This is a genomic window from Microbacterium sp. NPDC055665, assembly GCF_053618035.1.
Map to the genome: position 1 here is coordinate 1 of NZ_JBSHGY010000018.1, position 26,759 is coordinate 26,759.

General features: G+C 69.3%; 18 protein-coding genes. 13 read left to right on the forward strand and 5 right to left on the reverse strand.

Translation table 11 applies throughout. The annotated features are described in order from the left end of the window. Positions 1–302: 302 nt before the first annotated feature. The 11 genes from ACWGO6_RS18935 to ACWGO6_RS18985 all read left to right on the forward strand — a co-directional run bounded on the left by ACWGO6_RS18935 (position 303) and on the right by ACWGO6_RS18985 (position 20,271). A complete protein-coding gene (locus ACWGO6_RS18935) occupies positions 303–1,589 on the forward strand; it encodes an adenylosuccinate synthase (protein WP_452327658.1) in 1,287 nt (428 codons plus the stop codon). A gap of 11 nt (positions 1,590–1,600) precedes the next feature. Continuing rightward, positions 1,601–2,710, forward strand: a complete 1,110-nt coding sequence (locus tag ACWGO6_RS18940; protein ID WP_452327659.1) for a lactonase family protein — start codon at positions 1,601–1,603, stop codon at positions 2,708–2,710. Positions 2,711–2,778: 68 nt separating this feature from the next. Beyond that, positions 2,779–4,200: an MFS transporter gene (locus tag ACWGO6_RS18945; protein ID WP_452327660.1), complete on the forward strand. Its 1,422-nt coding sequence runs from the start codon at positions 2,779–2,781 to the stop codon at positions 4,198–4,200. Between the two features lie 99 nt (positions 4,201–4,299). Then, positions 4,300–4,875, forward strand: coding sequence for a biotin transporter BioY (locus ACWGO6_RS18950; protein WP_452327661.1), 576 nt, complete (start codon positions 4,300–4,302; stop codon positions 4,873–4,875). Between the two features lie 309 nt (positions 4,876–5,184). Then, positions 5,185–15,039: an invasin domain 3-containing protein gene (locus tag ACWGO6_RS18955; RefSeq protein ID WP_452327662.1), complete on the forward strand. Its 9,855-nt coding sequence runs from the start codon at positions 5,185–5,187 to the stop codon at positions 15,037–15,039. Positions 15,040–15,112: 73 nt separating this feature from the next. Next, a complete protein-coding gene (locus tag ACWGO6_RS18960; RefSeq protein ID WP_452327663.1) occupies positions 15,113–16,549 on the forward strand; it encodes a dihydrolipoyl dehydrogenase family protein in 1,437 nt (478 codons plus the stop codon). A 141-nt stretch (positions 16,550–16,690) separates the two neighbouring features. Continuing rightward, on the forward strand, positions 16,691–16,993 hold the full coding sequence (locus tag ACWGO6_RS18965; RefSeq protein WP_136041277.1) for a DUF427 domain-containing protein: 303 nt from the start codon (positions 16,691–16,693) through the stop codon (positions 16,991–16,993). A gap of 43 nt (positions 16,994–17,036) precedes the next feature. Then, positions 17,037–17,909 carry an ABC transporter ATP-binding protein gene (locus tag ACWGO6_RS18970; RefSeq protein ID WP_136041278.1) on the forward strand — a complete coding sequence of 291 codons (873 nt, stop codon included), beginning with the start codon at positions 17,037–17,039 and terminating at the stop codon, positions 17,907–17,909. Beyond that, positions 17,906–18,589, forward strand: coding sequence for an ABC transporter permease (locus ACWGO6_RS18975; RefSeq protein WP_136041279.1), 684 nt, complete (start codon positions 17,906–17,908; stop codon positions 18,587–18,589). Before ACWGO6_RS18970 ends, ACWGO6_RS18975 begins: the two co-directional genes overlap by 4 nt. Then, on the forward strand, positions 18,586–19,311 hold the full coding sequence (locus ACWGO6_RS18980; RefSeq protein WP_452327664.1) for an ABC transporter permease: 726 nt from the start codon (positions 18,586–18,588) through the stop codon (positions 19,309–19,311). The genes ACWGO6_RS18975 and ACWGO6_RS18980 overlap by 4 nt, the downstream gene beginning before the upstream one ends. Positions 19,312–19,359: 48 nt before the next feature. After that, positions 19,360–20,271 (forward strand): ABC transporter substrate-binding protein, encoded by a 912-nt coding sequence (locus ACWGO6_RS18985; RefSeq protein ID WP_136041281.1) that lies wholly within the window; start codon positions 19,360–19,362, stop codon positions 20,269–20,271. A gap of 303 nt (positions 20,272–20,574) precedes the next feature. On the opposite strand, the gene ACWGO6_RS18990 is transcribed toward ACWGO6_RS18985, so the two are convergent. After that, a complete protein-coding gene (locus ACWGO6_RS18990; protein ID WP_452327665.1) occupies positions 20,575–21,828 on the reverse strand; it encodes an AI-2E family transporter in 1,254 nt (417 codons plus the stop codon). A 62-nt stretch (positions 21,829–21,890) separates the two neighbouring features. On the opposite strand from ACWGO6_RS18990, the gene ACWGO6_RS18995 reads away from it, so the two are divergent. Together ACWGO6_RS18995 and ACWGO6_RS19000 are read left to right on the forward strand one after the other, a co-directional pair. After that, a complete protein-coding gene (locus ACWGO6_RS18995; protein ID WP_021200128.1) occupies positions 21,891–22,190 on the forward strand; it encodes a chorismate mutase in 300 nt (99 codons plus the stop codon). A 161-nt stretch (positions 22,191–22,351) separates the two neighbouring features. Continuing rightward, on the forward strand, positions 22,352–23,518 hold the full coding sequence (locus ACWGO6_RS19000) for an ROK family protein (RefSeq protein WP_452327666.1): 1,167 nt from the start codon (positions 22,352–22,354) through the stop codon (positions 23,516–23,518). A 4-nt stretch (positions 23,519–23,522) separates the two neighbouring features. Here ACWGO6_RS19000 and ACWGO6_RS19005 read toward each other — a convergent pair whose 3' ends face one another. From ACWGO6_RS19005 to ACWGO6_RS19020, 4 genes are all read right to left on the reverse strand, one after another. Further along, positions 23,523–23,690 (reverse strand): hypothetical protein, encoded by a 168-nt coding sequence (locus ACWGO6_RS19005; protein WP_452327667.1) that lies wholly within the window; start codon positions 23,688–23,690, stop codon positions 23,523–23,525. Between the two features lie 97 nt (positions 23,691–23,787). Next, positions 23,788–24,555 (reverse strand): hypothetical protein, encoded by a 768-nt coding sequence (locus ACWGO6_RS19010; protein ID WP_452327668.1) that lies wholly within the window; start codon positions 24,553–24,555, stop codon positions 23,788–23,790. 274 nt (positions 24,556–24,829) lie between these two features. After that, the gene (locus ACWGO6_RS19015) at positions 24,830–25,750 is read right to left on the reverse strand and encodes a carbohydrate ABC transporter permease (protein ID WP_452327669.1); all 921 of its coding nucleotides are present in this window, start codon (positions 25,748–25,750) and stop codon (positions 24,830–24,832) included. A gap of 2 nt (positions 25,751–25,752) precedes the next feature. Beyond that, positions 25,753–26,565, reverse strand: coding sequence for a carbohydrate ABC transporter permease (locus ACWGO6_RS19020; protein ID WP_452327670.1), 813 nt, complete (start codon positions 26,563–26,565; stop codon positions 25,753–25,755). Positions 26,566–26,759: the final 194 nt, after the last annotated feature.

Genomic DNA, 26,759 nt, shown 5'->3' on the forward strand with positions numbered 1-26,759 from the left:
CGCCCGTTCCGACTCCGGGCGGCACGAAGTGCGACCGGAACGCGCAGGCTGCGACCGGAACGCGCAGGCTGCGACCGGAACGCGCAGGCTGCGACCGGAACGCGCAGGCTGCGACCGGAACGCGCAGGCTGCGACCGGAACCCGCAGGCTGCGACCGGAACCCGCAGGCTGCGACCGGAACCCGCAGGCTGCGACCGGAACCCGCCGAAAGGGCGCACCGGAACCCTTCGATAGGATGGGACCGCCCGAAGAGGGCCAGCTCATCGGCCGGTGCGAACCCGGCGAAAGCCAGGGGGATACCCATGCCAGGAATCGTTATCGTCGGCGTGCAGTGGGGCGACGAAGGAAAGGGCAAGGCCACCGATCTTCTCGGTGAGCGCACCGACTGGGTGGTGAAGTTCAACGGCGGCAACAACGCCGGGCACACCGTCGTCGTCGGCGACGAGAAGTATGCCCTGCACCTGTTGCCCTCCGGCATCCTCTCGCCCGGCGTGACGCCCGTGATCGGCAACGGCGTGGTGGTCGACCTCGAGGTCCTGTTCTTCGAGCTCGAGGCGCTCTCCGCTCGCGGCATCGACGTGTCGCGGCTCAAGGTCAGCGCCAACGCGCACATCATCACGCAGTACCACCGCACGCTCGACAAGGTCACCGAGCGCTTCCTCGGCAAGCGCATGATCGGCACGACCGGTCGCGGCATCGGTCCGGCATACGCCGACAAGATCAACCGCGTCGGCATCCGTGTGCAGGACCTGTTCGACGAGAACATCCTGCGTCAGAAGGTCGAGGGCGCACTCGACCAGAAGAACCACCTGCTGGTGAAGATCTTCAACCGTCGCGCCATCACCGCCGACGAGGTCGTCGAAGACCTGCTGTCCTACGCAGAGCGGCTGCGGCCGATGGTCGCCGACACCGGCTACCTGATCGCCCAGGCGCTCGAGCGCGGCGAGGTCGTGGTGTTCGAGGGCGGCCAGGCCACCATGCTCGACATCGACCACGGCACCTACCCCTTCGTGACGTCGTCGTCGGCCACGGCCGGGGGCGCGGCGACCGGCGCGGGCGTCGGACCCGGTGCGCTCGACCGCATCGTCGGCATCGTCAAGGCATACACGACCCGCGTCGGCTCGGGCCCGTTCCCGACCGAGCTGTTCGATGAGCAGGGCGAGTGGCTGCGCAAGCAGGGCTTCGAGTTCGGCACCACCACCGGCCGTCCGCGCCGGGTCGGCTGGTACGACGCGCCCATCACGCGCTACGCCACGCGCATCAACGGCATCACCGACCTCGTGCTCACCAAGCTCGACATCCTCACCGGCCTCGAGCAGATCCCGGTGTGCGTGGCCTACGACGTCGACGGCGAGCGGTTCGACGAGGTGCCGGTCAACCAGACCGACTTCCACCACGCGAAGCCGATCCTGGAGTACTTCCCCGGCTGGAACGAAGACATCTCGGTCGCACGCACCTTCGAGGACCTGCCGAAGAACGCGCAGGACTACGTGCTGGCGCTCGAGAAGATGAGCAACACCCGCATCTCGGTGATCGGGGTCGGCCCCGAGCGCGATCAGGTCGTCGTCCGCCACGGCCTGCTCGACTGACCCGACGCTCCATGACGCGATTCTGGCTCGGTGGCTACGGCGCCGACATGGATGGATCGGCCGAGGGCATCGGCCTGCTCGCGGGGGATGAGGGCCGTGAGGCCTCGACGCTCGCCTACCGCGGTGCGGTCGCGCAGACACCGTCGCCGTCGTGGCTGGCGCAGCATCCGACCCTCGACGTCGTCTACGCGTCGCTCGAAGGCAACGCCGCCGTGCAGGCGTTCGTCCGCAGCGGTGAAGGGGAGCTCGCCCCGCTGGGTGCGCCTGCGGCGGTCGGCGAGAGCGTCTGTCACGTGGCCGTCTCCCCGAACGGCTCGGCGCTGGTCGCCAGCTGCTACGGCGACGGTCGTGTGGTGCGGTTCGACCTCGATCCGGAGGGTCGCATCCTGCCCGCGAAGCCGGATGCTGCGGCAGCGCTCCGCGCGGCCCTGTTCGGCGACGATGTCGACCTGGATGCACCGGCCGCGACCCCGCCCGGCGACGGCGTCGCGGCGATCGACCCGTACGCGGTGGGTGGCGACCGCGTCTCGCATGCCCACGCCGCGGTGTTCCTCCCCGACGGCCGCATCGCCACGACCGACCTCGGTTTCGACCTCGTCCGGTTCTGGCGGCAGAGCGGCGCCGGTCTGACTCTCGACCACGAGGTCGTGCTGCCCCTCGGCACCGGGCCGCGGCACATGGTCCTGCACCCCAGCGGACACCTGCACGTCGTGACGGAGTATTCGTGCGAAGTGTTCACGCTCGCTCGGGCGGCGAACGGCACGTGGAGTGTCGTGTCGGTGACCCTGTCGAGCCCGATCGCCGAGGTGGGAACGGACTTCCCGGCGGAGCTCGCCCGCACCCGCGACGGGAACTTCCTCTACACGGCCCTGCGCGGCAGCAACACCATCGCGGCGCTGCGCGTGCGCGGCGGGGGCGAGGCTCTCGAGTCGGTCGCGCTCGCCGATTCGGGCGTGGACTGGCCGCGCCACCACCTGGTGCACGAGGGCAAGCTGCTCGTCGCCGGGCAGCGCTCCGACACGATCACGCTGCTCGACCTCGACGAGCGCACGGGCGCGCCCCTCGGCATCCGTCATGAGGCCCAGGTCCCGACGCCGACGCACTTCCTGCCGGTGCGCTGACCAGCCGCCGTCGCATCGCGAAACCCGCGCTTGACCTCAACTTCACTTGAGGTTCTAGCGTCGTCTTCATGACCACAGAGACCGGGCATACGCCCGCGCCCGCCGCGGCCGCCCCGCGGATCCTGAACAGCCAGTACGTCTGGATCACCATCGGCGCGTGCGCCCTGGTGTTCCTCGGGGCGTTCGAATCGCTGGCCGTCACCACCGTGATGCCGACGGTGAGCGCCGACCTCGGTGGCGAGCGGCTGTACGCGCTCGCGTTCGCCGGGCCCCTCGCGACCGGCGTGATCGGCATGGTGATCGCCGGGAACTGGGCCGATCGACACGGCCCGGTGGCCCCGCTCTACACGGCCGTGGCGATGTTCGTCGTCGGCCTGCTCGTCGCGGGGCTCGCGCCCAGCATGGAGGTCCTCGTCGCCGGCAGGTTCGCGCAGGGCCTCGGCAGCGGCGGGCTCATGGTGGCGCTGTATGTCGTGGTCGCCCGCGTCTACCCGCAGGAGCTCCACCCGGCGATCTTCGCCGGGTTCGCGGCGGCCTGGGTCATCCCCTCCCTCATCGGCCCGACGGTCGCGGGGGCGGTGACCGAGCTCTGGAGCTGGCACTGGGTCTTCCTCGGCGTGGTGATCCTCGTGCTCGTGGCGCTGCTGATGGTGATCCCCGCGCTCCGGGGTCTCTCGAACGAGGGGGATGCGACGACGCCGTGGGCCTTCGGGCGACTCGGCTGGTCGGTGCTGGCGGCGGCGGCCGTGCTCGCGTTGAACCTGGTCGGCGACATTCCCGGCGTGGGACCGGTGCTGGCGGCCGCAGCGGTGGTGGTCGCTCTGATCGCGGTGCGGCCGCTGGTCCCCCGCGGAACGCTTCGGGCACGCCGCGGCCTGCCGTCGGTCATCCTCGTCCGCGGCGTCGCGGCTGCCGCGTTCTTCGGGGCGCAGGTCTATCTGCCGTACCTGCTGACCGATCGCTACGAGCTCTCACCGACGCTCGCGGGCCTCTCGCTGACCGGTGGGGCACTCGCCTGGTCCGTGGCCGCCACGGTCCAGGGGCGGATGGGTGCTCGACTATCGAGCATGACGGCCGTGCAGGTGGGGACCATCCTCGTGCTGGTCGGCATCGTGCTGACGGTGGTGACGGCGGGCTTCGCGTGGGACGCCCTCATGGTCGCGGTCGCCTGGGTCATCGCCGGGCTCGGGATGGGGCTGATGAGCCCGCGCACCAGCGCGCTCACGCTCGCGATGTCGACGCCGGAGAGTCAGGGATTCAACAGCGGGGCGATGACGGTCGCCGACTCGTTCGGGAGTGCCCTCGCCCTCGCCGTCACGGGCACGCTGTTCACGGCGCTTGCGGCCGGGGATCCGTTCCTCGGGGTGTTCGTGCTGGCCGCGGCGGTCGCGGGTGCGGCGGCGCTCCTCGCGCCGCGGATCCGCAGCCGGGCGGGTGGGGCGGATGCGGTCGACGACGAGTCGCGCGCAGAGAAGACGCCGGTGGGGTGATCCCGGCGCGGCCGCTGCCGCCGGGATTTGCGTCGGAGTCGCAGCATCCCTACTCTGATGAACGGTGTTCAAGTGAACACCGTTCAGGAAGGATGAGCGATGACCGCTTCGACCCCAGACACCAGTGCCACCCTCGGACGAGTGGCTGTGTTCGCCGCCCTCATCATCGTGCTCGGGACGGTCGTCGTCCCGCTGCCGGGCGGGGTGCCGATCACGGGGCAGACGCTCGGCGTCATGCTGGCCGGCCTCGTGCTCGGACCGAGGATCGCTCCGTGGTCGATCGCCCTCGTGCTGGCGCTCGCCGCAGTCGGGCTCCCGGTGCTGGCCGGAGGCCGCGGTGGTCTCGGCGTCTTCGTCGGGCCGACCGTGGGCTACATGATCGGCTGGATCGCCGGGGTGATCGTGATCGGTCTCATCATGCGCACAGGGCGCTTCGCCTGGTGGCGTGCGGCCCTGGCCGCCCTCGTCGGCGGGGTCGTCGTCGTGTACGCGTTCGGCATCCCGGTGCAGGCCATCGGCACCGGAGTCCCGCTCGACCTCACCGCGCTGTCGAGCCTCGTCTTCCTGCCCGGAGACCTGATCAAGGTCGCGGCCGCCACGGTGATCGTCGTCGCACTGCGGCGTGCGTATCCGCGGGCATTCGCCGATCGTCGCCCGCTCGCACCCGCCGTCTGACGGGGCTTCACAGCGAGCGGCGGGGTGCGGGGCCACGAAGAAGAGGCTACCGAAACCCCTCGGTCGTAAGGTAGCGTGTTACCCGACGGACTTTGGTCCCGTGACATGATCCCCGCCGAATGTGATGCGCAGGGCTTCCCATTCCGGTGGAAAAGTGCATACTGAGGACGAAGACCTCCGTCACGGCAGTTCGTTGAAGGCTGCCTCTCGGGGATCCCGCCGTCGGGGGTCGGTGTGGGGGCGGCTTTCAGGAAACAGCAACCTGAAGGTTAGCGGTCGCCAGCGTGGGTGACCCGAGGAGGGCTCACCATGTTCGGTTCGAAGCGAGGTCTCGGCAGGGCGAGTGCGTCCGTCCTGGTCACGGCGCTGGTCGCCGCGAGCTTGTGGGCGGTCACAGCCGTTCCGGCCGCTGCAACTCCCGGGGGAACGACGGGCACCGATTTCTGGCTGCGCGCCGACCGGGGGACAGGCGCGTCCGCCACCGGGACTCCCGTGCAGACCTGGACGGATCAAGCGGTTCCCGCCAACACCATCTCCCAGACGACTGCCGCGAATCGTCCGACGTACAACGTCGCCGGGCCCAACTTCAACCCCTCCCTCCGCTTCTTCGACGGGACCACGTCTCGATGGTTCGCGTCGAACATCGACACGTCGTACACGACGGCGGGCAAGGGGAAGTATTCGTACTGGGCCGTGGCCGTTCCCGATGCGACCCGCAGCGGCTTCATCCTCAGCTCTGACGACGGTGTCCCGAACGGCGCGAGCTTCGACCGGTGGATGGCCTACAACAACGGTGGAGTGCTGCAAGGAGCATCGGGTCAGGCCTATGCCCCGGTGGGCGGCATCACGGGAGGCACGGCCCCCGGCCCCAAGCTGATCCGCATCTACTACAACCAGGGCGTCGCGAACGGGTCGTCCGGTTGGTTGGCCGGGGTGAACGGCGGGAACTTCACCAGCACCATGGATGACACCGCCGCGCCGTTGGCGATCGGCGCACTGATCAACACCGGGGCGGGACCCTTCCGCGGCACGATCGCCGAGGTGATCGGGGTCGCCGGTGCACCGAACGATGATGCGGCCGCCAACGCGCGCATCCAGTCCTATCTCGCCGCGAAGTACGGAACGACCCTCGGCGACGTCGACAACGCACCCGGTGGGAACACCTCGGTGGCATCGGTGAACTCCGCCGGAACGACGTATTGGAGCGCGCCGGTCGCCTACCAGAACAACGTCACGGTGATCGCGCGGGACTCCGTGTCGGACTTCGACCAGCGTGTGTCGCAGGCGTCCACGAGCACGACTCTGCCCGTGACCCTGGCGGCGGGCGCTTATGACTTCACCGGCACGATCACGCCGACGGCCCCGACCACCGCGCTGACCGACCTCGCCTCGGTGACGATCGGCGACGACAACGGTTCCACGGCGATCACGACCCCTGCCACGGCAGGCGTGACCGACCGGATGGCGCGTGTGTGGCGCGTGCAGACCGCGGGGAGCAGCCCGGCCCAGGTCTCGGTGCGGGTCCCCGCATCGGGGGTCACGCTGCCGGCCAATGCGCGCACTCTCTACGCCGTGAGCGGAGCGAGTGCCACCTTCGGCGGACCGGTGACGACCACACCGCTCACGCTCCAGAGCGGGTACTACGTCGGGACGATCCCCACGCCTGCGAGCGGTGAGTTCCTCACCTTCGGCGTGAGGGTCGCCGATCCCGGAGACTCGACGATCGCCGCGGCGCCGCCGACGATCACGGCTGACGGCGTCACGACCTCGACCGTCACGGTCACGCTTCGTGACGCGAACGGACAACCCATCGTCGATGGCGGGGACACGGTCACCATCGTCAAGAACGCCGGTGGAGGAACTCTCGGCGGAGTTCTCGACCACGGAGACGGCACCTATTCGGCCACCCTGACCTCGCCGACCACCGCGGGTTCGGCGACCCTCGGGTTCACCGTCAACGGGGTTCCGGGCACGGGTACCGCCACGGTGACCTTCGCACCGGGCGCGGCATCCTCCACCGGGTCGACGATCGCTGCGGCCTCACCGACTCTGACCGCGGGCGATTCCACTCTGGTCACGGTGACCGTGCGCGACGTCAACGGCAACGCCCTCGGCAGCGCCGGCGCCGGGCACACCGTGGTGATGACGACGGACCTCGGCACGATCAGTGCGCCCGTCACGGACAACGGCGACGGCACGTACACGGCGACCCTCTCGTCCACTCTCACGGGCACAGCCACGGTCGGATTCACCCTCGACTCCGCGCCCGCGACCGACACCGACGCCGTCGTCTTCACTCCCGGCGTGCCGACCGCAGCGGACTCCACCATCGTGGCGGCGCCCACGAGTGTCACGGCCGACGGCACGAGTGTGTCGACGGTCACGGTCACGCTCCGCGATGAGTACGGCAATGCCACGGGAACGACCGGAGCCGATGTGACGATGTCGGTCACCGCGGGTGTCGGCACGCTCGGTGCCGTCACCGACGTCGGCGACGGCACGTACACGGCGACCCTGAGTTCTCTCGTCGCGGGAACATCCACGATCGGGTTCGAGCTCGACGATACGGCGGGCGCGGGCACCGCGTCGGTCACTTTCGTCGCCGGTGCGGCGGATGTGGGCACGTCGACGATCGTGGCGTCTCCGACGTCGATCACGGCGGACGGCACGAGTACGTCGACGATCACGGTGACCTTGCTCGATGCGAACGGCAATGTCGTCGCTGATGCGGGCGAGGTGGTGGAGCTGTCGACGACGGCCGGCACCCTTTCGGCCGTCACGGACAACGGCGACGGCACGTACACGGCCACGCTGACGTCGCCGACGACGGTCGGCAGCGCGACGGTCTCGTTCACGATCGATGACGCGGATGCGGACGCGACCGCCACGGTGGCGTTCGTCGCCGGTGCGGCGGATGTCGGTACGTCGACGATCGCCGCCTCGCCGACATCGATCACCGCGGATGGCTCGAGTACGTCGACGATCACCGTCACCCTGCTCGATGCGAACGGGAACGTGGTCGCCGATGCGGGCGATGTCGTCGACCTGGCGACCACGGCAGGAACGCTCTCGGCTGTTTCGGATAACGGCGATGGCACGTATACGGCGACGCTGACGTCGGCGACTGCGGCGGGTAGTGCGACGATCTCGTTCACGATCGACGACGCGGATGCGGACGCGACCGCGTCGGTGGCGTTCGTCGCCGGTGCGGCGGACGTGGGCACGTCGACCATCGTCGCCTCTCCGACCTCGATCACCGCGGACGGCTCGACGACGTCGACGATCACGGTCACCCTGCTGGATGCCAACGGCAACGTCGTCGCGGATGCGGGCGATGTGGTGGATCTGTCCACCACGGCCGGGACGCTCTCGGGCGTGACCGACAACGGCGATGGCACCTACACGGCCACCTTGACGTCGGCGACGACGGTCGGTTCGGCGACGGTCTCGTTCACGATCGACGATGCGGATGCGGATGCCACGGCGACCGTCGCATTCGTCGCCGGTACGGCGGATGTCGGCACGTCGACGATCGCCGCGTCGCCGACCTCGATCACCGCGGACGGGACCAGCACGTCGACGATCACCGTCGCTCTGCTCGATGCGAACGGCAACGTCGTCGCGGACGCCGGCGGCGTCGTCGCACTGTCTACGACCGCCGGGACGCTCTCGGGTGTGACCGACAACGGCGACGGCACCTACACGGCCGTGCTGACGTCGGCGACCGCGGCGGGCAGTGCGACGGTCTCGTTCACGATCGATGATGCCGATGCGGACGCGACGGCGTCGGTGGCGTTCGTCGCCGGTGCGGCGGATGTCGGTACGTCGACGATCGCCGCGTCGCCGACATCGATCACCGCGGATGGCTCGAGTACGTCCACGATCACCGTCACCCTGCTCGATGCGAACGGGAACGTGGTCGCGGATGCGGGCGATGTCGTCGATCTGGCGACCACGGCCGGCACGTTGTCGGGTGTGACCGACAACGGCGACGGGACCTACAGCGCCACCTTGACATCGGCGACCGTGGTCGGGAGTGCGACGGTGTCGTTCACGATCGACGATGCGGATGCGGACGCCACGGCGACCGTGGCATTCGTCGCCGGTGCGGCGGACACCGGTACGTCGACCATCGCCGCCTCTCCGACCTCGATCACCGCGGACGGCACGAGTACATCGACGATCACCGTCGCGCTGCTCGATGCGAACGGCAACGTCGTGGCGGATGCGGGCGATGTGGTGGCTCTGTCGACGACGGCCGGCACCCTTTCGGTCGTGACCGACAACGGCGACGGCACGTATACGGCCACGCTGACGTCGGCGACGACGGTCGGTTCGGCGACGGTCTCGTTCACGATCGACGATGCGGATGCGGACGCCACCGCGACCGTCGCATTCGTCGCCGGTACGGCGGATGTCGGCACGTCGACGATCGCCGCGTCGCCGACCTCGATCACCGCCGACGGGACCAGCACGTCGACGATCACCGTCACCCTGCTCGATGCGAACGGCAACGTCGTCGCTGACGCCGGCGGCGTCGTCGCACTGTCGACGACGGCCGGGACGCTCTCGGGTGTGACCGACAACGGCGACGGCACCTACACGGCCGTGCTGACGTCGGCGACCGCGGCGGGCAGCGCGACGGTCTCGTTCACGATCGACGATGTCGATGCGGACGCGACCGCGACGGTGGCGTTCGTCCCCGGTGCGGCGGACGTGGACACGTCGACGATCGCCGCGTCGCCGACCTCGATCACCGCGAACGGCACGAGCACCTCGACCGTGACCGTCACCCTGCTCGATGCGAACGGGAACGTCGTCACGGATGCGGGCGATGTCGTCGACCTGGCGACCACGGTGGGCACGCTCTCGGCCGTGACCGACAACGGCGACGGAACCTACTCGGCGGAGCTCACGTCGGCGACGACGGTCGGCAGCGCCACGATCTCGTTCACGATCGACGACGATGATGCGACGGCGACCGCGACGGTGGCGTTCGTCGCCGGCTCCGCCGACCTCGGTACCTCGACCATCGGGGCCTCCCCGGCGTCGATCACGGCCGACGGCACGAGTACGTCGACCGTGACGGTGACGCTGCGGGACGCTGAGGGCAACGCCGTCGCGGATGCCGGTGACGTCGTCGATCTGGCGACCACGGCCGGCACGCTGTCCGCGGTGACCGACAACGGCGACGGCACGTACACCGCCACTTTGACGTCGGCGGCGACGGTCGGCAGTGCCACGGTCTCGTTCACGATCGACGGCGACGATGCGGACGCCACGGCGTCGGTGGCGTTCGTCGCCGGTGCGGCGGACGTCGGCACCTCGACGATCACCGCCTCCCCGACATCCATCACGGCTGACGGGACCAGCACCTCGACGATCACCGTCACCCTCCTGGATGCGAACGGCAACGTGGTCGCGGACGCCGGCGATGTCGTCGCACTGTCCACGACCGCCGGCACGCTCTCGGGTGTGACCGACAACGGCGACGGCACCTACACGGCGGAGCTCACGTCGCCGACGACGGTCGGCAGCGCGACGGTCTCGTTCACGATCGATGACGCGGATGCGGACGCCACCGCCACGGTGGCATTCGTCGCCGGTGCGGCGGACACCGGTACGTCGACGATCACCGCGTCGCCGACCTCGATCACCGCCGACGGCTCGAGCACCTCGACCGTGACGGTGAGTCTGTTGGATGCGAACGGGAACGTCGTCGCGGATGCGGGCGACGTGGTCGGTCTGTCCACCACCGCGGGCACGCTGTCCGCGGTGACGGACAACGGCGACGGCACGTACACCGCCACCCTGACGTCGGCGACGACGGTGGGTTCCGCGATCGTCTCGTTCACGATCGATGACGCGGATGCGGACGCCACCGCCACGGTCGCGTTCGTCGCGGGTGCGGCGGACACCGGTACGTCGACGATCGTCGCGTCCCCGACGTCGATCACCGCCGACGGGACCAGCACCTCGACCGTGACCGTCACCCTGCTCGATGCGAACGGCAACGTCGTCGCGGATGCCGGAGATGTGGTGGGTCTGTCCACCACCGCGGGCACCCTGTCCGCTGTGACGGACAACGGCGATGGAACGTACTCCGCCACCCTGACGTCGGCGACGACGGTGGGTTCCGCGACCGTCTCGTTCACGATCGATGATGCCGAGGCGGACGCCACCGCCACCGTCGCGTTCGTCGCCGGTGCGGCCGATGTCGGCACGTCGACGATCACCGCGTCGCCGACCTCGATCACCGCGAACGGCACCAGCACCTCGACCGTGACCGTCACCCTCCTCGATGCGAACGGCAACGTCGTCGCGGATGCGGGCGACGTCGTCGGTCTGTCCACCACGGCCGGCACGCTGTCCGCGGTGACCGACAACGGCGACGGCACGTACACCGCCACCCTGACGTCGGCGACGACGGTCGGCAGCGCCACGATCTCGTTCACGATCGACGGCGACGACGCCGATGCCACCGCGACCGTCGCGTTCGTCGCGGGTGCAGCGGACGTCGGCACCTCGACGATCACCGCGTCGCCGACCTCGATCACCGCGAACGGCACCAGCACCTCGACCGTGACCGTCACGCTGCTCGATGCGAACGGTAACGTCGTCGCGGATGCGGGCGACGTCGTCGGTCTGTCCACCACGGCCGGCACGCTGTCCGCGGTGACCGACAACGGCGACGGCACCTACACGGCCGTGCTGACATCGGCCTCCGCGGTGGGGAGCGCGACGATCTCGTTCACGATCGATGATGCCGATGCGGACGCGACCGCCACCGTGGCGTTCGTCGCGGGTGCAGCGGACGTCGGTACGTCGACGATCGTGGCCGCGCCGACGTCGATCACGGCCGATGGCTCGACCACATCGACGATCACGGTGTCGTTGCTGGACGCGAGCGGGAACGTCGTCGCCGACGCCGGCGATGTCGTCGCGCTGTCGACGACCGCGGGAACCCTCTCGGGTGTGACCGACAACGGTGATGGCACGTACTCCGCCGTCCTGACGTCGGCGACGACGGTCGGCAGCGCCACGATCTCGTTCACGATCGACGGCGACGACGCCGATGCCACCGCGACCGTCGCGTTCGTCGCCGATGCGGCCGATGTCGGCACCTCGACGATCACCGCGTCGCCGACCTCGATCACCGCGAACGGCACCAGCACCTCGACCGTGACCGTCACCCTCCTCGATGCGAACGGCAACGTCGTCGCGGATGCGGGCGACGTGGTCGGTCTGTCCACCACAGCCGGTACCCTCGCGGCGGTGACCGACAACGGCGACGGGACGTACACGGCCGTGCTGACGTCGGCGACCGCGGCCGGCTCCGCGACGATCTCGTTCACCATCGCCGGGGCTCCCGCAGACGACACCGCCTCGGTGCAGTTCACCGCGGGCTCGGCGAGCCCCGTGACCTCGACGATCGCCGCCGACCCGCCGTCGATCACGGCCGACGGCACGAGCACCTCGACGATCACCGTCACCGCGCGCGACGCGCAGGGCAACCCCGTCACGACCGGCGCGGACATCGCGATCACGACGAGCGCAGGAACGGTGGGGGCGACCGTCGACAACGGTGACGGCACCTGGTCCGCGACACTCACTTCCCCGACGGCCGCCGGTTCCGCAACGGTCGGTTTCACGGTCGACGGTGAGACGAGCCCGAATGTGGCGATCGTGGCGTTCACGGCTGGTGCAGCAGACGCGACGGAGTCCACCATCTCGGCATCGCCGACATCGATCACGGCAGACGGCACCAGCACCTCGACGATCACCGTCGTGCTGGTCGACGCCAACGGCAATCCCCTCACCGCTTCGGGGGGAACGGTCACGATGGCCACAGACGCGGGCACGCTTGGGAGCGTGACCGACAATGCGGACGGCACCTACACGGCCGTTCTCACCTCGACCACCGCGGTGGGGACCGCGGTGGTCAGCTTCACGGTCGCGGGTGACCCGAGCCCGAACACGGCGACCGTCGCCTTCACGCCCGGGCCCGCCGATCCGTCGACCTCGACGATCACGGCATCGCCGGGGATCATCCCCGCAGACGGCTCCAGCACGTCGACCGTCACCGTGACCCTTCTCGACGCGAACGGCAACGCGACCGGTACATCCGGCGGAACGGTCGCGCTCACCGTCGACGTGGGCACCGTGGGCGCCGTCACCGACAACGGAGACGGCACGTACACGGCGACCTACACGTCGCCGACATCCACCACGCCGCCGGCGGCGATCATCGGGTTCTCTCTCAACGGCACGACAGGCACCCAGACGGCGACCGTCGCCTTCGTCGCCGGCGTGCCCTCGACGACGACGTCGGAGATCGCGGCGAGCCCCGCCACGATCACCGCGGACGGAACCAGCACGTCCACGGTCACCGTCACCCTGCGTGACGGCAACGGCAACCCCGTGCCGGACGCCGGGCCCGTCGTCGGGATGACGACCACGGCCGGTGTCCTCTCCGGAGTGACCGACAACGGCGACGGCACCTACGCCGCGACCCTGACCTCGGCCACCCTCGCCGGCACGGCGACGATCAGCTTCACGATCTCCGGTGCCGGCGCGAGCGATACGGCTGCCGTGACTTTCGTTGCGGGCGCTCCGGATGCCGGAACTTCGACGATCACCGCGGCGCCGACTTCGATCACCGCTGACGGCGTCAGCACCTCCGCCGTGACGGTGACGCTCTTCGACGCCCAGGGCAATCGCGTGCCGAGCGGCGGTGCCGAGGTGGCCATCCAGACGGATGCCGGCACGGTCGGCGCACCCGTCGACAACGGCGACGGCAGCTACACGGCGACTCTGGTGTCTGCCGAGACGGTGGGAACCGCGACACTGAGCTTCACGGTCGCCGGCGCGGCCGGCGGCGCCACCGCGAGCGTCGAGTTCACCGTCGGCGCGGCCGATCCCGCCACCTCGACGATCGCCGCCGCACCGTCCACGATCGAGAACGACGGCGTCGCCGCGTCGACGATCACTGTGCAGCTCTTCGACGCGTCGGGCAACGCGCTGAGCGTTGGAGGCGACACCGTGGCCCTCACGACCACACTCGGCACACTGAGTGCCGTCGTCGACAACGGCGACGGGACGTATTCCGCGAGCCTGACGTCGACCACGAGCGGAGTGGCGACGATCGGCTTCCTCGTGAACGGAGTGACCGCGACGGCGACCGCCCTCGTCACCGCTGTGGACACTGCGGCCCCGGCCGCGCCGGTCATCACCGGCCCCGCCGACGGCGGAACGGTTCCGGGTGTTCCCGTGATCTCGGGAACCGGCGAACCCGGCGCGACGGTCACCGTTGCCGATGGCGACGGAAATGAGGTGTGCAGTGCCGTCGTGGCAGTCGACGGCACGTGGACGTGCTTCCCGTCCTCGCCTCTGCCGGAGGGGGAGACCGAGCTGATCGCCACGCAGACCGATCCTTCGGGAAACACCAGCCCGGAGTCGGAGCCCGTCGACATCACGGTGGACCGCACGCCTCCCCCGCCCCCGGTGCTCGCGCCCACGGATGGAGAGACGATCTCGGGAACGTCCGAGCCCGGTTCGACGGTGATCATCAGCGACACCGGCGGCAACGTGCTGTGCACCGCGGTGGCGGACAGCAACGGGGACTTCTCCTGCACACCGGCCACCCCGATCCCCCCGGGGACGGTCGTGGTGGCGGTCGCGACGGACGACGCCGGCAACGCGTCCGACCCCGCCTCGGTGCGCGTCGGCGGACCGAGCATCGAGTTGCAGCGCGACGTCGCCTCTCCCGGCGACACGCAGGTGGCGATCGGGCGCGGCTTCCTCCCGGGGGAGCGTGTCAGCGGGCTCCTGACATCGACGCCCGTCGATCTGGGTACGCTCACGGCCGATGAGATGGGAACCGTGACCTTCACCTTCGTCCTGCCCGCCGACATCGAACCCGGCACGCACCGCGTCACGCTGACGGGCGAGGTCAGCGGTGAGGTCTGGGCGGAGTTCGAGGTTCCTGCGCCGCCGGCTCCGCCTGCCCCGTCGGGGCTCTCGACCACCGGCGGGCAGGCGCTCGCGGGCCCCGCGGGCTTCGCGGCGGTTCTCATGCTGGTCGGTTCGATGCTCATCCTCGGGGCGCGCCGACGCCGGTCCCGGGCACTCCGCCAGGAGGTGACGGGAACAACTCACCCGTGACTCGACGTTGCTCTTGAGCGAGACTGGGCGACGGAACCGGACGACGGAACCGGCCGACGAGAGGGTGCGACGCATGACCGCTGCGGAGAAGACCGACGAATACGACCTGATCGTTCTGGGCGGAGGGCCGGTCGGCGAGAACGTGGCCGACCGTGCCGTGCAGGGCGGCCTCACCGCGATCATCGTGGAGAGCGAGCTCGTCGGAGGCGAATGCTCCTACTGGGCGTGCATGCCCTCGAAGGCGCTGCTCCGTTCGGCGCAGGCCCTCCGCGCGGCGCAGCACGTGGCGGGGGCCTCGCAGGCGGTGACCGGCAAGCTCGACGTGCGGGCCGTGTTCGACCGCCGTGACTCGTTCACCAGCAATTGGTCCGACAACGGGCAGGTGAAGTGGCTCGACTCGGCCGGCATCGACCTGGCCCGCGGCCACGGCCGACTCACGGGCGAGCGCGAGGTGACGGTGACGGATGCCGATGGCGTCGAGCGTGTACTCCGCGCCCGGCACGCGGTCGCGATCAGCACCGGATCGGATGCGGTGATCCCGCCCATCGACGGACTGCGCGAGGCCTCCCCGTGGACGAGCCGCGAAGCGACCAGCGCCGAGGAGCTGCCGGAGAGCCTGGCCGTGATCGGCGGAGGCGTGGTGGCCGTCGAGATGGCGACCGCGTACGCCGCACTCGGCTCGACCGTGACCGTGATCGCGCGCAGCGGGCTGCTCGGCGGGATGGAGCCCTTCGCGGGCGAGCGGGTGGCCGCGGGGCTGAAGGAGCTCGGCGTGGATGTGCGCACCGGAACCGGCACCACGTCGGTCCGCCGCGACGGCAGCGGCGTCACCATCACCCTCGACGGCGGTGAGGAGATCACCGCGACCGAGGTGCTCGCCGCGACCGGGCGCTCGCCCCGTAGCGGAGACATCGGGCTCGAGGTCGTCGGCCTCGAACCGGGTCGCTGGATCGCAACGGACGACACGCTCCGTGTGCCCGGCTCCGACTGGCTGTACGCGGTCGGGGACGTGAACGGACGCGTGCTGCTCACCCACCAGGGCAAGTATCAGGCGCGCGCCGTCGGCGATGTGATCGTCGCCCGCGCGAAGGGTGACGACGTCGATGACGCGCCGTGGGGCCGGCACGTCGCCACGGCCGATCAGGCCGCTGTCCCGCAGGTCACGTTCTCGATCCCCGAGGTCGCCTCGGTCGGACTCACCGAGGCCGCCGCGCGCGACGCCGGGAAGGCCGTGAAGGCCGTCGACCACGACCTGGGCTGGGTCGCCGGCGCGAGCCTGTACGAAGACGGCTTCGAGGGACAGGCGCGCCTCGTGATCGACACCGAGCGCGACATCGTGGTGGGTGCGACGTTCGTCGGACCCGAGGTGGCGGAGCTCGTGCACGCCGCGACGGTGGCGATCGTGGGCGAAGTGCCCATCGCCCGCCTCTGGCACGCGGTGCCGTCGTACCCGACCGTCAGCGAGATCTGGCTGCGCCTCCTGGAGGGCTACGGACGCGATTCGGCCTGATCCCCACGGCGGCAATCCGATCGAGGGAGGGCGCCGAACAGCATCCGGATTGTTTCCCACATTGACGGCCCGCGCGCAACCCGCCGGGCCGATGTCGCCACCTTCTTATACGCTCGAACCCACATCCGAGGAGGCAGGACCATGAAGGCTGTACTCGCAGGAACCGTCATCGCCGAGGCCGACGAGAGCGAACTCGTCCGCATCGAGGGCAACTGGTACTTCCCGCCCGCATCCGTCGCGCCCGGCGCGCTCGTCGAGAGCCCCACGCCCTACACCTGTCCGTGGAAGGGTGCCGCGCAGTACTTCTCCGTGCAGACCGAGGGCGAGCTCCACACCGACTACGCGTGGTCGTACCCGAACCCCTACCCCTCGGCCTTCGATCGCGTCGGCAAGGACTTCTCGGGATACGTGGCCTTCGACCCCCGCGTCGAGGTCGGCCCGTAGTCCTGCCTGCCCTCGCATCGATCGACCGACTGGAGACCAGCCCATGATCGAGTTCCGCAATGTCACAAAGCGGTTCCCCGGCGGCGCGCTCGCCGTCGACGACTTCAGCCTGGTGCTGCCGTCGCGCAAGACCACCGTGTTCGTCGGTTCCTCCGGCTGCGGCAAGACCACCCTGCTGCGGATGATCAACCGCATGGTCGAGCCGACCTCCGGCGATGTCGAGATCGACGGCGAGAGCGTGCTCCACGGCGACCCGGTCGCCCTGCGTCGGCGCATCGGCTACGTCATGCAGAACTCCGGACTCATGCCGCATTTCACGGTGATCGACAACGTGGCCACCGTGTTGCGGCTCACCGGCGTGAAGAAGGCCGCGGCGCACCAGCGGGCGCGCGAGCTGCTCGACACGGTCGGGCTCGACCAGGCGCTCGCCGACCGGTACCCGAGCCAGCTCTCCGGCGGTCAGCAGCAGCGCGTCGGCGTGGCCCGCGGGCTCGCCGCCGACCCGAACATCCTGCTCATGGACGAGCCGTTCGGCGCGGTCGACCCCATCGTCCGAGCCGACCTGCAGCAGGAGACCATCCGCCTCCAGCACGAGCTCGACAAGACGGTCGTGTTCGTCACGCACGACATCGACGAGGCCTTCCTGCTCGGCGACCAGGTCGTCATCCTCGACAAGGGCGCGCGCATCGTGCAGGTGGGCAGCCCGAGCGAGATCATCGAGAACCCGGCCGACGACTTCGTGGCCGCGTTCATCGGCGCCGACCGCGGCAAGCGGGCGCTGCACCTCAAGCAGACGCCGCGCGGAACCGTGGTGGTCGACTCCGAGGGACGCACGCAGGGTTCGATCATCGACGTGCCGGATGCAGTCACCGATGCGCTCCTGAGTGAGGAGAGCGCGACGAAGGGCGCTCCGTGAACTGGGTCGTCGACAATCTCGGCCTCATCCTCGAGCTGACCGTGATCCACCTGCAGCAGAGCGCGATCGCGATCGTGCTCGGCTTCGTGCTGTCCGTGCCGCTCGGGTGGTTGGCCTGGCGTTACCAGCTGGTGAAGGGGCCGGTCATCGTCCTCACCGGACTGCTCTACACGATCCCGTCGCTCGCGCTGCTGATCCTCCTGCCGTCTGTGGCGGGCTACCCGGCTCGCGACCCCATCAACCTCATCATCGGCCTCACCATCTACGCGATCGCGATCCTGGTGCGGGCGGTCTCCGACGGCCTCGACTCCGTCGACCCCGCGATCCGCCAATCCGCCACGGCGATGGGCTACGGCGGTTTCCGACGGTTCTGGACGGTCGACTTCCCGCTCGCGGGGCCCGTGGTCCTCGCCGGGCTCCGGGTGGCTGCCGTCAGCACGATCTCGCTCGCCACGGTCGGCATCCTCGTGGGCGTCACCAACCTCGGCTACCTGTTCGAGAACGGCCTGCAGCGCCGCATCCTCGCCGAGGTGTTCGCCGGTGTCGTCGCGGTCGTGGTGATCGCGCTCGTGATCGACCTGCTGCTCCTGCTGCTGGGGCGCGCGCTGATGCCGTGGACGCGCGCGTCGAAGACTCCGTCGGCCGCTCGTCGGGCCGTGAGCATCGGGGCCGCCGCATGAACGTGTTCACCGACGCCCTCGCCTGGCTCTTCTCCCCCGACCGGTGGGAGGGGCCGTACTCGCTGCCCATCCTGTTCGGACAGCACATGTACTACACGCTGATCTCGGTGGTGATCGCCGCGGTCATCGCCGTTCCGATCGGCTGGCTCATCGGGCACACCGGACGAGGACGGGAGTTCGCCGTCGCGGTCTCCGGTGCGGCGCGGGCGATCCCGTCGTTCGGCCTTCTGGTGCTCCTGGTGCTGCTGCTCGGTGTGCTCCGCATCCCCGAAGCCGCGATCATCACGTTCGTCCTGCTCGCGATCCCGTCGCTCCTCGCGGGCGCCTACACGGGCCTCGAGGCCATCGACCGACGGGTGCTCGACTCGGCGCGCTCCATGGGGATGACCGAATGGCAGGTGTTCTGGAAGGTCGAGGTGCCGCTCGGTCTGCCGCTCCTCGTAGGCGGCATCCGCTCCGCCCTCCTCCAGGTGATCGCCACTGTGACGATCGCCGCCTACGTGAACCTCGGCGGTCTCGGCTGGCCGATCATCCAGGGCATCCCCCTGCGCAGGTTCGATCAGGTGCTCGGCGGGGCGATCCTCGTCGCCGTCCTCGCGCTCGCCGTCGACCTGGTCTTCGCGCTCCTCCAGCACGCCGCCGTCCCCGCGGGCGTGCGAGCCGCACCGCGCAAGCGTCGATCGCGCACCGCCCTCAAGGCCGCGGCTACCGCCCCCGCCTGACACCGACCCACAGCATCCATCCCGTTGTCCCAGAGAAGAGGAAGTCCCATGTTCACAGCACGTAAGTCACGACTCGCCCTCGCCGGTGGCGTCTCGCTCGCCGCGGCGCTCGTCCTCGCCGGCTGCACCAACAGCAACCCGCTCGACGCTCCGACCGACGACGCAGGCTCCGGCGACGAGACCATCGTCATCGGCTCGCAGGCGTACTACTCGAACGAGATCATCGCCGAGATCTACTCGCAGGCGCTCGAGGGCGCCGACTTCACGGTCAAGGAGGAGTTCAACATCGGACAGCGCGACGCGTACATGCCCGATGTCGAGTCCGGCGCGATCGACGTCTTCCCGGAGTACACGGGCAACCTGCTCGAGTACCTCGACAAGGACGCGACCGCGACCAGCCCCGACGACGTCTATGAGGCACTCAAGGAGGCGCTGCCCGACGGGCTCACCGCGCTCGACTACGCCGAGGCATCCGACCAGGACACGTACACGGTGCTGAAGAGCTTCGCGGACGAGAACGGCCTCACCTCGATCTCCGACCTCTCCAAGGTCACCACGCCGGTCACCATCGGCGCCGCGCCGGAATTCGAGCAGCGCCCCTACGGCCCGGCCGCGGCCAAGGAGGTCTACGGCGTCGACCTCGCCTTCTCTGCGACCGGCCCGACCACGCTCGAGTCGCTGCTGGCGGGCGAGATCCAGGTGGCCGACATCTACTCGGCAGACCCGGCGTTCCAGACCGAGGACATCGTGGCGCTCGAAGACCCGGAGAACATCATCCTGGCCTCGAACGTCGTGCCGATCGTGTCCGACGACCTGCCCGATGGGGCCGCCGACGTGATCAACGCCATCAGCGCCAAGCTGACCGCCGAAGAGCTCGTCGCCCTGAACGTGCAGAGCACGGTCGACCAGAAGTCGGCATCCGACATCGCCAAGCAGTGGCTGGCGGACAACGACCTCTGAGTCGTCACCTCGACAGAAGCGCCCGGCCCCTCAGGGGGTCGGGCGCTTCGTCGTCCCGTCGTCCCGTCGTCCCGTCGTCCCGTCGTCCCGTCGTCCCGTCGTCCTGCCGTCCTGCCGTCCTTCCCGAATCGGCACAGCTTCGGAGATCGCGCCGGACGCGCCGGATGTTCGCCGCCCGCAGCGGCGTGTCGGTCCGAATCTCCGAAGTTGTGCTCGGGCGGTCGCAGCGAGGGGCAGGTCGGGGGCGGTCACAGCGAGGGGCAGGTCGGGGGCGGCGCAGGGAGGGGCAGGGCGGGGCGACGGTCAGATTCGGGCGTCCTGCTTCGGTACCAGGACCTGCTTGATGATGATGAGGATGGATGCCGTGACCGGCACGGCCACGAGCGCGCCGAGGAGCCCGAGCAGCGTGCCACCCGCGAGGGCGCCGATCACGACGAGGGAGCCGGGGACGGAGACGGCGCGGTTCATCACGCGCGGGGTGATCACGTAGGCCTCGATCTGCATGTAGACGAGGTAGATCGCGGCGAAGACGAGCGCGGCGATCGGGTTGCTGAACAGGGCCAGGCAGGTGCCGAGGATCCAGAACAGCACCGAACCCACGAGGGGGATCAGGGTGACGCAGAACGCGATCGCCGCCATCAGCGGCGGGAACGGCAGGCCGAGGAAGAAGTAGAGCAGGAACGCCAGCGTCGCATTGCAGAACGCGAGGATGACCATGCCCATCACATATCCGCCCACCGAGTCGGTGATCTGGTCGGTGATGTCTCCGGCGCGAGCGCGGTCGCGGGCCGGGACGAGACGCAGCAGCCCCTGCTTCATGGCGGGGAGCGACGCGAGGAAGTACAGCGTCAGGACCAGGACGATGATGGCGCCGGAGATGCCGGTGGCGATCGAGGCTCCGACGGCCAGTGCGCCGCCGCCGATCGTCGCCAGGTTGCCGAAGTCCGAGAGGAAGGCCTGCACCTCGGCGACGAGGTCTTGGAACTGATCGCCGAACTGCGCTTCGAGGGTCGCATAGAGGTCGCTGCCGGTGAACTCCCGGATCATGCCGGGCGCCGAGCGGACGAAGCTCGAGATCTGTTCGATCACGACGGGGAGGATCATCCACAGCACGAGAGCCACCACGACGATGAGGCTCAGGATCACGACCACGACCGACAGCACCCGTGAGACGCCGCGCCTCTCCAGGAACCGGACGGCGGGGTCGAGGCCGAGCGCGCCGAACAGCGCGAGGGCGATGTAGATGAGCACGGTCGACAGGCTCGTGAGGGCGAGGCCGATCACGATCGCACCGAGGCCGCCGAGGGTCACCAGGAAGCCGAACACGAAGGGGCGGTCGATGCGCGTCCAGAAGGAGCGGCTCGGCGTCGTCGGCTCGATCACGACCGGACGGGGCGCGACGGAGGGTTCGGTCGACGCGGCCTCGGATGCCGGAGCGGATCTGCGTCGGGCGGGCGCAGAATCCGTGGTGTCGCTCGTCACCGCGTCGTCGTCGACGGCGCTACTCGGTGCGGCACCGTCGAGGGGCGCGGAGGCAGGCGACTCTTCGTTGTTCATGTGCTCACGATAGCGGTGCGACAGGTCGAAATCCGGGTGTTCCGCGGCTCTAGAGTAGGGGCATGACCGCCGCCGAGGACCCGAAGGCCGAACTGCTCCGCCTTCGCGCCACCATCGACAACATCGACGCCGCACTGATCTTCATGCTGGCCGAGCGCTTCCGCGCGACTCAGCAGGTCGGGCACCTGAAGGCCGAGCACGAGATGCCGGCGTCCGACCCGAATCGTGAGGAGCAGCAGGTCGCGCGGCTCCGGGCTCTCGCCGAAGAGGCCCATCTCGATCCGGAGTTCGCCGAGAAGTGGTTCAACTTCGTGGTGGCCGAGGTCATCCGCCACCACACCGAAGCGGCCGAGAGCCGCTGAAGGAGGTGCCGGACGGGCGACGGTGTGTGCAGCACTCGCCCGTCCGGAGCTTGGGAGGTCGGAAGACCAACTAAGTTCAATGAATAAACTTAGGGAGAGACTACGGATCGGCCCACGATCTGTCAACAGCTCGCGACCGACGAGCTCGGAATCGGGAACACATGCTCAACGCGGATGACAGCCTCGACACCCAGGCGTCGGTGCGGCGTGCGAACCTGCGCCGCGCGCTGCAGCTCGTCTTCCGGAACCCCGGCACGCAGACGCGGGCGGGCATCGCGAGGTCGACCGGGCTGACCGCGGCCACCGCGTCATCGCTGGTCGCCGAACTCATCGAGGATCGGCTGATCGTCGAGGGGGAGCAGGCCGCGAGCACCGGCGGCAAACGGGCGACCACCCTCAGCGTCGATGCGAGCCACCACCTGATCCTGGTGCTGGTGATCCAGCCGCTCCACGCGCACATCGCCCTCGTGGCGCTCGACGGCACGGAGATCGAGACGCGGCGGGTGAGCTACAGCGTCGAGGACCGGGACCGCTCGCTCGACGAGGCGCTGGCGGCCGTCGCCCGAGAGTTCGGAGGGAGACTGCTCGCCGCGAGTGTGCAGCTGCCGGGGACGACGGACGGTCGTTCGGTGCTGGAGAGTGTGCAGCTGAAGTGGGAGGGAGTGCCCCTCGCCGAGCGGTTCGAGCGGATCCTCGGCGCGCCCGTGCTGCTCATCAACGACGTCGACGCCGAGGCGATCGCCGAAGCAGGCATGGACGAGTCACCCTCCGGATACCGGCTCTTCCTCCACCTCGGCGGCGGTGTGGGGGCAGCCGTGACGCTGAACGGCGAGCTCGCGCCCGGCCCCCGCGACCGCGCCGGGGAGATCGGCCACGTGCAGGTGGTGTTCGGCGACGCGGCCCGCCTCTGCCGCTGCGGCCAACACGGCTGCCTCGAGTCGGCGGCCGCCCTGGGGGCGATGCTCGGCGACGGGTTCTCGGACGCCATGGACGTCGCCGAGATCCGTGCCCTCGTCGCCCAGGCCGACCAGGAGGACCTCGACGACGGTGCGCGGGCTCTCGCCAGGGCGGTCAAGCTCATCAGCGCTCTGCTCGATCCGACCGAGGTGGTGATCGGCGGTCCCGCAGTGGTCCTCGGAGACCGCTTCCTGGATCTCGTGCGCCGTGAGACGGCCTATCCCGCGCGAGGCACCGTTCAGGTCCCCGTCCGCTACGCCGACCCTCGGGTGTCGCTCGCGGCCGGCGCCGCGCAGGCTGCACTGACCTCGGCGCTCGGAGTGCGCTGGAGTCCGGCGCAGCTGCGCGCAGCATCCGTCCCTCGCACCTGATCTGTCAGCGTGCCTGGCCTGCCAGGGCAGCGCCCACCTCCGGCATCCGCCCTGCCAGCATCCGCCCTGCCAGCATCCGCCCTGCCAGCATCCGCCCTGCCAGCATCCGCCCTGCCAGCATCCGCCCTGCCAGCATCCGCCCTGCCAGCGTGCGGCTTGAAGGAGTTCTCACGCTATGAAGGACGGAATCGGGCATCCGGTCCTTCATTCCGCGAGATCTCCTTCGGAACGTGCGGCGGATGCGCGGGCGGGCGGTGGCTGACGGATGCTCAGCCGCCGAACTCGCCCATCAGGATCAGTGGGCTGTGGTTCGTGTTGCAGGTATCGCTGATCGGGTCGATCAGGCTCGTGTCGTGCAGCACTGCTCCGGGGGTGTAGCCGTCGCCGCGCACCCAGGCGAGCAGGGCGTCGAATGGCTCCGCCATGGTGGTTTCCGAGGTGTCGGCGAGCGCCTCGAGCTCGGCGGCAGCCGCATCGACACGACGCTTCCACTCCGCCTCGTCGAACGCCTGGTACCCGGTGAAGCCGATATCGGCATTCGAGAACGCGCTGTAGACCGAGGAGAAGGCCTCGCATTCGGTCGTGATCGCCTGGTCGCGGATGAACTCTGCGGTGGAGTAGTGCGGGGTCGCGGTCCACTCGACATCGTCGGGAGTCCACACGAACAGCTTCTGGGCTGTGGACTCGGTGACCGGCCAGGTCAGCGACGTGATGCCGTCGCACGTGCCGCCGAGCGCAGCCTCTCCGGTCGCCATCGGGTCGCCCACCTCGATGTGGAAGTTCGTGCCGCCCTCGCACTCGAAGTCGATCGTCACCGACCGCGCATGGTCGGGGAGCGGGAAGTCGACTCCCGGATAGGGGTCGGTCGGTCCCGTCCCCGTGATCGCCGGTCCGCTCGTGCTCACCTGCACGACGGTCTCCACCGTCGGTGTCGGCGTCGGTGCGGCCTGGGGCTCGGCCACGGTGCAGCCGGCCAGCATCACCGCGAGGACGGCGGATGCGGAGGCGAGGCTGATCGCCGCATGTGGATGGCGCATGGGACTCCTTCGTCGCTTTCCAGATGTCTACCATGCTGCCCGCTCCCGCTCCCGCGCCCGCTCCCGTGCCCGTGCCCGCGCCCTGCCCCTGCCCGTGCGGCGGTACAGATGTCGGGAGAATGCACGGATGCAGGACGACACGCCGTGCTTCGGCCCTGCATCCGTGCATCCGTGCGACAAGTGATCGGGCCGCGGACGAGACCCCGGCGGGCCCCGCGGACGAGACCCGGGCCCGCGGACGAGACCCGGGCCCCGCGGACGAGACCCGGGCCGCCTACTTGACGCTGCCCGCGGTCAGACCGCCGACCAGGCGCTTCTCGATGAGCATGAACAGGATGACCACCGGCAGGATCGCGACGATCGAGACGCCGAACACGTACTGCCAGCTGGTCTCGTACTGCCCGACGAACTTGGTCAGTGCGACCGACAGCGGCTGGTTCTTGTCGGTCGACAGGATCACGAGGGAGGCCGCGAACTCGTTCCAGCAGGCGACGAACGTGAACACGATCGCGGTGACGATGCCCGGCCACACGAGCGGCAGGTTGATCTTGAACAGCACGGTGAATCGCCCGGCGCCGTCGATCTGCGCGGCCTCGTCGACCTCCTTCGGGATGCCCGCGAAGAAGGAGTGCATGATCCACACCGCGAACGACAGGTTGAAGGCGGCGTTGATGAAGATCATCGCCATCCAGGTGTCGCCGAGGCCGAGCACCGTGAACTGTCGGAACAGGCCCGAGGTGAGCACGGCGGGCTGCAGCATCTGCGTGATGATCACGAGGAACAGGAACACCATGCGGCCGGGGAACTTGAACCGGGCCGTGTAGTACGCCGCCGGCAGCGACACCAGCAGCACGAGCAGCGTCGCGAACACGGCGATCACGATCGTCGAGATCAGGTTGTACGGCAGGGGCGTCTCGGGGGTCGACCACATCGTGATGTAGTTCTCCCAGTGCCACTCCGTGGGCAGGTACGTCGGGTCGACCGACCGGATCTGCGGCTTGGTCTTCACGGAGCCGAAGAACATGATCAGGTACGGCAGCACGAAGATCGCGAGCACCAGGCATCCAGCGACCGTGCGGAGGATGACGCGGGGAAGCGTCACCTGGTCCTCGGTGTAGCGGCGCTTGCGGCCAGGGATGCGGGGTGCCGCGGCGTCGCCGGCGGTGGTCACGAGGGCGGTCTCGGTCACGGTCACGATCAGACCTCCTTCATGGGCTTGACGATCTTCACGTAGGCCGCGACGATCACGATGACGATGAGGAACGCGACCACCGAGAGGGCGCTCGCGACATCCACCTTCTTCTGCAGCTCGATGTACTTGAAGATGAGGGTCATGATCGTGTCGGCGCCGTATCCGGGGATCGACCCCGTCATCACCTTCAGGATCGGCAGCGAGTTGAACACGTTGATGATGTTGATGAGCACCGCGACGGCCAGCGCGCTGCGCAGCTGCGGCAGGATGATCGACCAGTAGGTGCGGGCCGGTCCAGCGCCGTCCATCTTCGCCGCCTCGATCGCGTCGGCGGGAACCGACTGGAGCCCGGCGAGGATCGTGTACGTGGTGAACGGCAGCGACACGAAGATCGCGATCACGATCGACCAGATGAAGGCGGTCGTCGGGTTCTTGGTCCAGCCGTACCCGACCGCGTCGTCCGAGAGGCCGATGTCGTAGAGGAACTTGTTGAAGACCCCGAAGTACGGCTCGAGGCTGTAGTAGAAGACCATCGTCGTCATGACGACGGATGCCGCCCACGGCACGATGACGGCCATGCGCACGAGCTGGCGTCCGGGGAACGCCTTGTTGAGGATCTGCGCGAGGCCGAGCGAGATGACGACCGTGAACAGCACGACCGACACGACCCACACGATCGTGCGGAAGAAAATCGGCCAGAACTCGGCGAACGTGAAGACCGTGACGAAGTTGTCGAAGCCGACCGATCCCTTGTCGAGGCCCGACAGGGAGATGTCTCGCGTCGAGTTGAAGAACATCACCCCGGCGGGGAAGAACACCACGCCGATGATGAGCAGGAGTGCGGGGGCGATCCAGGGCAGCGCCTGGAGGAGGTCCTTTCCGCCCGGCCTGCCGCGGAGGGCAGCCGGGTTCTTCCGGGGGCGAGGGCATCACGCAGCGACATCGAGGTGCCCGTGGGCATGGGGGCGATGGTCGCGCCGAGCACGTAGTACTCGTCGTAGAGGTCGTGGTC

Excerpts from the sequence above, each read along its gene's own strand:
- ACWGO6_RS18935 (WP_452327658.1), top strand. The coding sequence starts at position 303 with ATGCCAGGAATCGTTATCGTCGGCGTGCAGTGGGGCGACGAAGGAAAG.
- ACWGO6_RS18940 (WP_452327659.1), top strand. The coding sequence starts at position 1,601 with ATGACGCGATTCTGGCTCGGTGGCTACGGCGCCGACATGGATGGATCG.
- ACWGO6_RS18945 (WP_452327660.1), top strand. The coding sequence starts at position 2,779 with ATGACCACAGAGACCGGGCATACGCCCGCGCCCGCCGCGGCCGCCCCG.
- ACWGO6_RS18950 (WP_452327661.1), top strand. The coding sequence starts at position 4,300 with ATGACCGCTTCGACCCCAGACACCAGTGCCACCCTCGGACGAGTGGCT.
- ACWGO6_RS18955 (WP_452327662.1), top strand. The coding sequence starts at position 5,185 with ATGTTCGGTTCGAAGCGAGGTCTCGGCAGGGCGAGTGCGTCCGTCCTG.
- ACWGO6_RS18960 (WP_452327663.1), top strand. The coding sequence starts at position 15,113 with ATGACCGCTGCGGAGAAGACCGACGAATACGACCTGATCGTTCTGGGC.
- ACWGO6_RS18965 (WP_136041277.1), top strand. The coding sequence starts at position 16,691 with ATGAAGGCTGTACTCGCAGGAACCGTCATCGCCGAGGCCGACGAGAGC.
- ACWGO6_RS18970 (WP_136041278.1), top strand. The coding sequence starts at position 17,037 with ATGATCGAGTTCCGCAATGTCACAAAGCGGTTCCCCGGCGGCGCGCTC.
- ACWGO6_RS18980 (WP_452327664.1), top strand. The coding sequence starts at position 18,586 with ATGAACGTGTTCACCGACGCCCTCGCCTGGCTCTTCTCCCCCGACCGG.
- ACWGO6_RS18985 (WP_136041281.1), top strand. The coding sequence starts at position 19,360 with ATGTTCACAGCACGTAAGTCACGACTCGCCCTCGCCGGTGGCGTCTCG.
- ACWGO6_RS18990 (WP_452327665.1), bottom strand. The coding sequence starts at position 21,828 with ATGAACAACGAAGAGTCGCCTGCCTCCGCGCCCCTCGACGGTGCCGCA.
- ACWGO6_RS18995 (WP_021200128.1), top strand. The coding sequence starts at position 21,891 with ATGACCGCCGCCGAGGACCCGAAGGCCGAACTGCTCCGCCTTCGCGCC.
- ACWGO6_RS19000 (WP_452327666.1), top strand. The coding sequence starts at position 22,352 with ATGCTCAACGCGGATGACAGCCTCGACACCCAGGCGTCGGTGCGGCGT.
- ACWGO6_RS19010 (WP_452327668.1), bottom strand. The coding sequence starts at position 24,555 with ATGCGCCATCCACATGCGGCGATCAGCCTCGCCTCCGCATCCGCCGTC.